This is a genomic window from Sphingorhabdus sp. (assembly GCF_044354325.1).
GTDB lineage: Bacteria > Pseudomonadota > Alphaproteobacteria > Sphingomonadales > Sphingomonadaceae > Sphingorhabdus_B.
This window is the reverse complement of the sequence record NZ_JBILAF010000003.1, coordinates 40489-47920: the sequence shown is the minus strand read 5'-3', so window position 1 is coordinate 47920 and position 7432 is coordinate 40489. Positions and strand designations below refer to the sequence as shown.

The following is a 7432-nucleotide window of genomic DNA, read 5'->3' as shown; positions in this document are numbered from 1 at the left end:
CTGAACGTCTGAACAAATCTGACTTTGAAGCATTTTGGCGCGCTACATCTTTTGCAGTAGAGAGTGAACTCCTCGATATAATTGTGGTCGCGGCCCCGTCGAAGCGGAGGCAGCTAGAGCTATGACGCACCGATTTGTCGATCTTTCAATATTCCTTGAGAATGATGTGATTACCGATCCCCCCTTCATGCGTCCGCAGATTACCTATCAGCGGCACGGTGATACCATGAAGGAACTTAATCACTTCTTCCCGGGCGTAAGCGCCGAAGAAGTGCCCGGCGCAGAAGGATTTGCCGCCGCCGAAATGGTGACCCTATCCACCCATAACGGCACTCACCTTGATGCGCCCTATCATTTTCATCCTACAATGGACGGCGGAGCACGTGCGATCACCATTGACGAGGTGCCGCTTGACTGGTGTTTTCGTCCTGGCGTGAAGTTAGACTTTCGCAAAATGCCCGATGGCCATGTAGTGACTGCGGCCGAAGTTGAGGCTGAGTTGCAACGTATCGGCCATGACCTGCAACCCTACGATATCGTCCTAGTAAATACCGCTGCGGGAATGGCAGTTGGAAATCCAGACTTTGTCGATATCGGATGCGGCATGGGCTACGAGGCGACCATATACCTACTTGAACATGGTGTTAGGGTCACTGGCACTGACGCTTGGTCTTGGGATGCGCCATTCAGTCATACGGCCCGCAAGGTCAGTGCAACCGGAGACACTTCGCTGATATGGGAAGGGCATAAGGCCGGACGCGACATCGGATATTGCCACCTGGAGAAGCTGCACAATCTTGAGGCATTACCGCCTTACGGATTCACCGTCTCCTGTTTCCCTCACAAGGTGCGGGGAGCCTCCGCAGGCTGGACTCGCGCTGTCGCAATTTTTGAGGAATGAAAATGATCAAGAGAATGAGTCCTTTTCTTATCGGCGGCCGCGGAATTGGTCGAAAGGTCATCACAGCCACGCTGCACAAGCAAGACGTAGGAGGAGGTCTTGCAATCTGGAAGCCGCAACTTGAACGTACGCTTGACGACAACTTTCTGAAACGTATGGGCAAAGCCGGGTACCCGCTCACGGGAGCTATTTGATGAGCGGTACGATCTCAACCTGCGGCCATGAGCGCGCGCCTATCCCGGTTTCTGCCCGTGGTAAAAACCTCGTTGTCGATATTCATTGTCACCTTGCTGTACCTGCCGCCGAAGTGCAAATCCGCAACGCCATTCCCGGCTTTTCGTTTCAGATGCCATTTTCATCACCGGCCAGCGACGCTGTGACAGCCAAGTTATTTGCCAAAATAGGCCCCTCTCTTAACGGTGTGGAACAGCGGCTCGTGGATATGGACCGTCTCGGCGTCGACATTCAGGCAGTTTCTCCAAGTCCGGGGCAATATTTTTATTTCACAGACCCAGACCTCGGTCGCGATCTAGCCCGCACCGTCAACGATGGCATTGCGGACGCGGTAGCCAAGCATCCTGACCGGCTGGTCGGTATGGGTACGGTCCCGCTGCAATCGCCAGAGCTTGCAATTGCCGAAATGCAACGATGCGTGAACGATCTGGGCTTGCGCGGCATTGAGATCAGCTCAAATGTCAACGGACGCGAGCTGGCCGAGGATGATTTTAGGCCATTCTTTGCTGCTGCTGAGGAGCTCGGTATATTGCTGTTCCTGCATCCGCTAGGGTTTACACATGGACAGCGGCTATCGGAGCACTACCTCACCAACATAATCGGGAACCCCCTTGAATCCAGCATTGCGCTTAGTCATCTCATTTTTGGCGGAGTGCTCGACACCTTTCCCGGATTGAAGCTGTGTGTGGCGCACGGAGGTGGCTATTTGCCTGGCTATTGGGGGCGGATGGATCACGCGTGGCGTGCCCGAGAAGAATGCCGAACCCATATCAGCCGCGAACCATCAACCTACCTCCGGAAAGTATGGCTCGATACGCTGGTGTTTGACAAGGATGAACTCGACAGCCTGATCCGAACTCACGGGGCAGACCATTTATGCCTAGGCACTGACTATCCGTTCGACATGGCAGAACCTGATCCTGTCGCCTTTCTTGACAGGATCGAAGGGGAAACGAGGGCCAAGATTCTGGGAATAAACGCTGCAGACTTGCTGGGCTTGAAGGTATGCACAAATGATTGAAGTAGGCTTGGTTCGCGAGCTAGCGATGAGTGAACGGTCGCGGAGTAATGCATTGGTAAACGATGATATGGCCGCACTTGCCGATCTGCTGACCGATGATCTTGTCCATGTTCACACTACCGGCATTGTTCAGTGCAAGTCTGAACTTCTAGCTCATACCAGCGATTTCCTACGATTTGTCGAAGTAGAACACGGCCCACCGACGATACGATTGATCGGAGAGAATGCAGCTATAATAACCAATTCAATGACTAACACAGTCAGGTGCCGCGATACAAAAGAGCAAATCATCGTCTACGCTTTTGTTTCTCAAGCCTGGGTCAAGCAAGACAGGAGATGGCACTCGTCCAGCTTCCACGCCACACGCTTACCCGCCACTTCCACGGAGTCCTAAACATGCGCATTCTTATTACAGGAGCAAGCGGCTTTGTCGGACGTGCTTTCATAACTGCATTGGGTGACGAGCATGAAATTGTCGCATTTGACAGTGCTTCTAACCCTTATTCTGACGGCTCGATCCGCTATATTCAGGGTGATCTGGCCGATCCGGCTCTACTAGATGAAGCGTGCAGCGATCGTGTGGATGCGCTTGTTCATCTAGCAACCGTGCCCGGTGGCGCGGCCGAGCAAGACCCTAACCACGCTTTCGCCGTAAATATCGACGCAACGGCCGCGTTACTTGACCGCATTACATCAGCCGAAGCCCCACCCCGGGTACTGTTCGCAAGCAGCATTGCAGTCTTCGGAGATCCCCTACCTACTTATGTCGACGATGCGACCCCAATTCAACCGCGCATGGTGTATGGTGCGCACAAGGCGATGATCGAGCAATGGATCGCTACTCTCACTCGTCGCGGTGAGATTGAAGGACTGTCGCTCCGTTTTCCGGGTATCATCGCACGACCTAAGGGGCCATCGGGCATGAAGTCGGCTTTTATGAGTGATGTTTTTCACGCCGCCGCCGCTCGTCAAGGCTTTGTATCGCCGGTTTCGGCGGAGGCAACGCTCTGGTTGATGTCGGTCTCCGGTCTTGTGCGCAATTTAGTCCATGCTCTGAAAGCACCTACTGCGCTGTTTGCAGAGCCCTACGCGCTGACCCTCCCATCTGTTCGAACCAGCTTTGGGGCATTGGTGCTGGAACTTGCCCGGCAGACGGGCGCTGATCCCTCATTGGTGCGCTACGACCCCGACGCCGCGCTTGAGTCTGCATTTGGGCGTCAGCCGCCGCTTGCGACGCCTGCTGCCGACGTCGCTGGCTTCCGGCATGATGGTTCGCTGGAGGCGCTCGTCACCAGCGCGCTCAATTCACTACAATAAGGAACGTAAAAGATGACACTCGAAAAGAAAACTCGCCGTGTGGTGACTGGGCACGATGCGGCAGGACGCGCGATTTTCCGTTCAGATGATGAATTTCCATTAGAACGCATTCCCATCGGTGGCGCAGATTTTGCGCTCATGTGGACAACACCGACTTTGCCGGTCGACAATAATGACGAGGTTGACGGTCGCGAACGTCCGGCTGATCTTACATTGCGTGGTGGTTCCGTTATTCGCGTCGGCGATTTGTTGCCTGGCAGCGTCTCGCCGATGCACCGCAGCAACAGCATCGATTACGGCATCGTCATGTCAGGACAGATTGAACTCGAGCTTGATGATGGCGAGAAAAAGTTGCTCAATCCTGGTGACATCGTCGTTCAACGCGGCACAATCCACCTATGGCGAAATCCGAGCGAAACCGAGACTTGCCGGATGATCTGGATACTCATCGAAGCCGCCCCCTATGTTCATAACGGCGTGCCAATGGACGAAGTCCACCCCTGATAAATGGAGTGAAACGATGAAACTTTCAACGATCGACAACGGGACGCGAGACGGCTTTTTGGTCGTGGTTTCGGCCGATCACGAGCGCGCGACGTCTGCGGCCGGGATTGCAGCAACGATGCAGGAGGCGCTCGAACGCTGGACCGAGGTGCAACCTCAGTTACAGGAACTGAACTATGCGTTGGAACGCGGTGCCATTAGCGATGTCGTGAATTTCTCTGAAGCCAAGATAATGGCTCCCCTGCCCCGGTCGTGGCAGTGGCTTGATGGGTCAGCGTTTGACAGCCACGGCGAACTTATGTCGAAAGTATTTGGCATTGACCCGCCCGCGCGTGACCGGCCTCTGATGTACCAAGGCATTTCAAATCAGTTTCTTGGGCCGCGCGACGATGTGCCCATGCCAAGCGAAGCCGACGGTATCGATTTCGAAGGTGAATTTGGCGTCATCGTCGATGAGGTGCCGATGGGCGTCACGCCCGAACAGGCCCTCGCGCACATCCGCCTGATCGTCCAGATCAACGATTGGTCATTGCGCGCCATTGCCCCCATCGAAATGAAAACCGGCTTCGGCTGGGTTCAGGCCAAACCGCCGTGCAGCGTCGCACCGGTTGCCGTGACGCCCGACGAACTGGGTGCAAGCTGGCGCGATGGCCGGGTGGATTTGCCGTTACTGGTTGACTGGAATGGCAAACGCTTTGGTGCGGCGGGTGGCTATCCGATGTCTTTCTCGTTCCCAGAACTCGTCGCCCATGCCGCGCGCACACGGACCTTGTGCGCTGGCACTATCATCGGATCGGGCACGGTATCTAACGAGAATTTCCGCGAGGTCGGTTCCTCTTGCATTGCCGAGCTGCGCGGAATCGAACTGTTAGACTACGGTGAAGCTAGGACCTCTTTTATGGCGTTCGGCGACACTGTTCGCATGGAAGCCCGAACGGCGTCAAATGCCCCCTTGTTTGGTGCGATTGAGCAAAGAGTAGTTTCAGCCCATGCCTGATCCGTTCAAGCTGATTATCCTGCCTGCAACAAAGGCTGGGATGACGCGCGCTGAACTACAGGATTATTTGGAATATAGCCATGGCCCACTAGTAATGAAACATCCAGATGTCAGTGGCAGGTTTACCGAATATGTGCATCACTATATCGAAAGCACATCGGGACTTCATGCTGGGCATGATGCTGTGACGATTATCGGCTTTGCCAGCGCTTCCGATCTGACAGAGTCAACAGCCACCGAAAATTACCGGGTACATGTTGGCCCGGATGAGAATAATTTCCGCGATGAGGAAGCATCGCGCGCATATTCAGGTGTCACCCGCATGATCCGCGATGGTCCGCCCGACACAAGTCGCAAGCTCCTGATATTCAGGCGGCTACGCGATGGTCGAGATGCTTCAACTGAATGGGAAAACCATGTAAGCAAGATACTGAGCGGGGGCGCGTTTGGCGTCACGCGGGTAGCGGTCAATCGCCTTTCCCCTCTGGGTGGGCCGCCCGACTTTGATATCCTCGAAGAGATTGGCTTGAGCAACACATCAGACATCGCGGCAATTGAGGCCGCTTTAGAGGCGACACCAGCGGGCTTCCGCAGCGGATCCAGCGTGGCGCTCATCACACGACCCAGGTGCTTCGTTTAAAAAGGAGACCAAATATGAAACCTGCGAAATCCGTGAACTGGCTGCGCAATCGTTGGTATCAGGCCGGTTGGGCCGATGAGGTTACAGCAAAAACGCCTCTCGTGCGGACCATCTTAAACGAGCCAATCATGTTCTACCGCATGACTAACGGGAGTATAGCTGCGCTGTTCGATCGCTGCCCACATCGTTTTGCTCCGTTATCTGCCGGGACTATCGACGGTGATATAGTTACCTGCGGCTATCACGGGTTAGGTTTTGCGAGCAACGGGGCCTGTGTGGCAAATCCGCATGGGCCGGTTACTAGCGCTATGCGCGTATCCGCTTACCCCGTTGCAGAACGCCATTCCGCGCTGTGGATATGGATGGGCGATCCGGTCCTTGCAAACACAGCGCAAATTCCAGATTTGTCCTTCATCGACGAAACACCCGAAGCGGCTCGCATTCAGATGTACATGCCAACGCGGGCCAATTACCAGCTGATTACTGACAATATCCTTGATCTCAGCCATGCCGATTATCTACACCCCAATTCACTCGGCGGGATAATGGTAGGATCGCAGGCCTCGAGCCGCGAGGAGGGCGATACGATCGTAGCCGAGTGGGTCTCAGAAGATTGCGTGCCGCCACCTGCGTTTGTCCAGATGGTCGCGCCAGCCGAGAAAGCAGATATTTGGATCGACGTGGTTTGGCAGGCTCCAGCGCTTATGGTGCTGCGCACCGCCGCAAAGCCAACCGGCATCCCGCGTACCGTCGCTGACGAATCCTATACGTTGCATAATATGGTGCCCGAAACCGACATGAGCACGCACTACTTCGCCTGCTCCACCCGGCGTTTTTTGGTCGATGACGCGGACTTCAGCGCGTTCCTGAAAACGACGCTGGAACATGCGTTTATCGATGAAGACAAACCCATGCTGGAGAAGCAACAGGCACGGATGGGCACTCCAGACCTGTGGGCGCTCGACCCGATCTTGCTAAAGGTTGATGCAGCGGCGGTGCGGGCGCGGCGCAAGCTGGACGCATTGATTGCTGCGGAACAGGCGGCGAAAAATGCAGACTTAGTTTCCTAATAAAACACAATTTTTGCAATCGTGTTTCGGCGAGGGTCGCTATGTTATGGGCAATTCGATAGGTGGCGTTTCAGCAAAATGTATTACTAACCCCTCCTCCTCGAGCTGCGCCAAGGCTGATGCCTCTATTGCCAGTGTGCGTTGAACGGCGGGGCGCGCTTCCATGCGGGTGGTATGGGCTGCGAGATTAGGGAATCGATCTCTCGGAAAACCTGCGCCCGTGATTCGCCACCAGATCCAGTAAATGTAGGCATCGAGCACCGACCAATCATCGCCTAGCAGCCAAGGTTGCCGAGCTAGATCTGTCTCGACGCTATCCAGCTGCGCGGCCATCGATGCGGCAGCTAAGTTGCGAACCCGCTCAGCGCTATCGGGCAAGTCACAGGAGAATGCCGGCAAGCGGATGCGCGTCACCAATTGGTGAAGATCTGCTGAGCACCAGGCGAGACGAGCAAGCAAAGACGCGTCGCAATAGGGATCGCCAGTCAGCGGTAGAAGACCTGCATCAGGAAAGCTACGCGCAAGCCACATCAGGATTGAAACGTTCTGAGCTAATGGTTTGCCATCAATAATCAGCGTCGGGACCTTTCCCGCCGGATTGAGCCTGAGATATTCTGGCGACTTATGCTCGCCCTTCTTGAAGCGAACCAACTGTCTCTCGTAAGGTACGCCTATTTCTTCCAGCGCAATCATCGGGACCCGCGCGCAAGAGCCGGGGGCAAATGTAAGCGTGATGTCCATGAGTTTG

The 7432-nt window shown here is 55.1% G+C and carries 9 protein-coding genes; 8 read left to right on the top strand and 1 reads right to left on the bottom strand.

The features are described from left to right. The first annotated feature begins 121 nt into the window (after positions 1-121). From ACIQ0G_RS00735 to ACIQ0G_RS00700, 8 genes are all read left to right on the top strand, one after another. Complete coding sequence (locus ACIQ0G_RS00735) at positions 122-901, top strand: cyclase family protein (RefSeq protein WP_397576251.1); 780 nt, start codon at positions 122-124, stop codon at positions 899-901. A gap of 193 nt (positions 902-1094) precedes the next feature. Further along, positions 1095-2156 (top strand): amidohydrolase family protein, encoded by a 1062-nt coding sequence (locus ACIQ0G_RS00730; RefSeq protein WP_397576250.1) that lies wholly within the window; start codon positions 1095-1097, stop codon positions 2154-2156. Next, positions 2149-2550 carry a nuclear transport factor 2 family protein gene (locus ACIQ0G_RS00725; RefSeq protein WP_397576249.1) on the top strand — a complete coding sequence of 134 codons (402 nt, stop codon included), beginning with the start codon at positions 2149-2151 and terminating at the stop codon, positions 2548-2550. The genes ACIQ0G_RS00730 and ACIQ0G_RS00725 overlap by 8 nt, the downstream gene beginning before the upstream one ends. Positions 2551-2552: 2 nt before the next feature. Then, entirely contained in the window at positions 2553-3473 is a 921-nt protein-coding gene (locus ACIQ0G_RS00720) for an NAD-dependent epimerase/dehydratase family protein (protein ID WP_397576248.1), read from the top strand. 12 nt (positions 3474-3485) lie between these two features. Next, positions 3486-3977 (top strand): cupin domain-containing protein, encoded by a 492-nt coding sequence (locus ACIQ0G_RS00715; protein ID WP_397576247.1) that lies wholly within the window; start codon positions 3486-3488, stop codon positions 3975-3977. Positions 3978-3993: 16 nt separating this feature from the next. Beyond that, positions 3994-4974, top strand: coding sequence for a fumarylacetoacetate hydrolase family protein (locus tag ACIQ0G_RS00710; protein WP_397576246.1), 981 nt, complete (start codon positions 3994-3996; stop codon positions 4972-4974). Further along, a complete protein-coding gene (locus tag ACIQ0G_RS00705) occupies positions 4967-5614 on the top strand; it encodes an EthD domain-containing protein (protein WP_397576245.1) in 648 nt (215 codons plus the stop codon). Before ACIQ0G_RS00710 ends, ACIQ0G_RS00705 begins: the two co-directional genes overlap by 8 nt. Positions 5615-5628: 14 nt before the next feature. Next, a complete protein-coding gene (locus ACIQ0G_RS00700) occupies positions 5629-6684 on the top strand; it encodes a Rieske 2Fe-2S domain-containing protein (protein WP_397576244.1) in 1056 nt (351 codons plus the stop codon). Positions 6685-6723: 39 nt separating this feature from the next. Here the strand turns inward: ACIQ0G_RS00700 and ACIQ0G_RS00695 are convergent, their stop codons facing one another. Continuing rightward, positions 6724-7425, bottom strand: coding sequence for a glutathione S-transferase family protein (locus ACIQ0G_RS00695; protein WP_397576243.1), 702 nt, complete (start codon positions 7423-7425; stop codon positions 6724-6726). Positions 7426-7432: the final 7 nt, after the last annotated feature.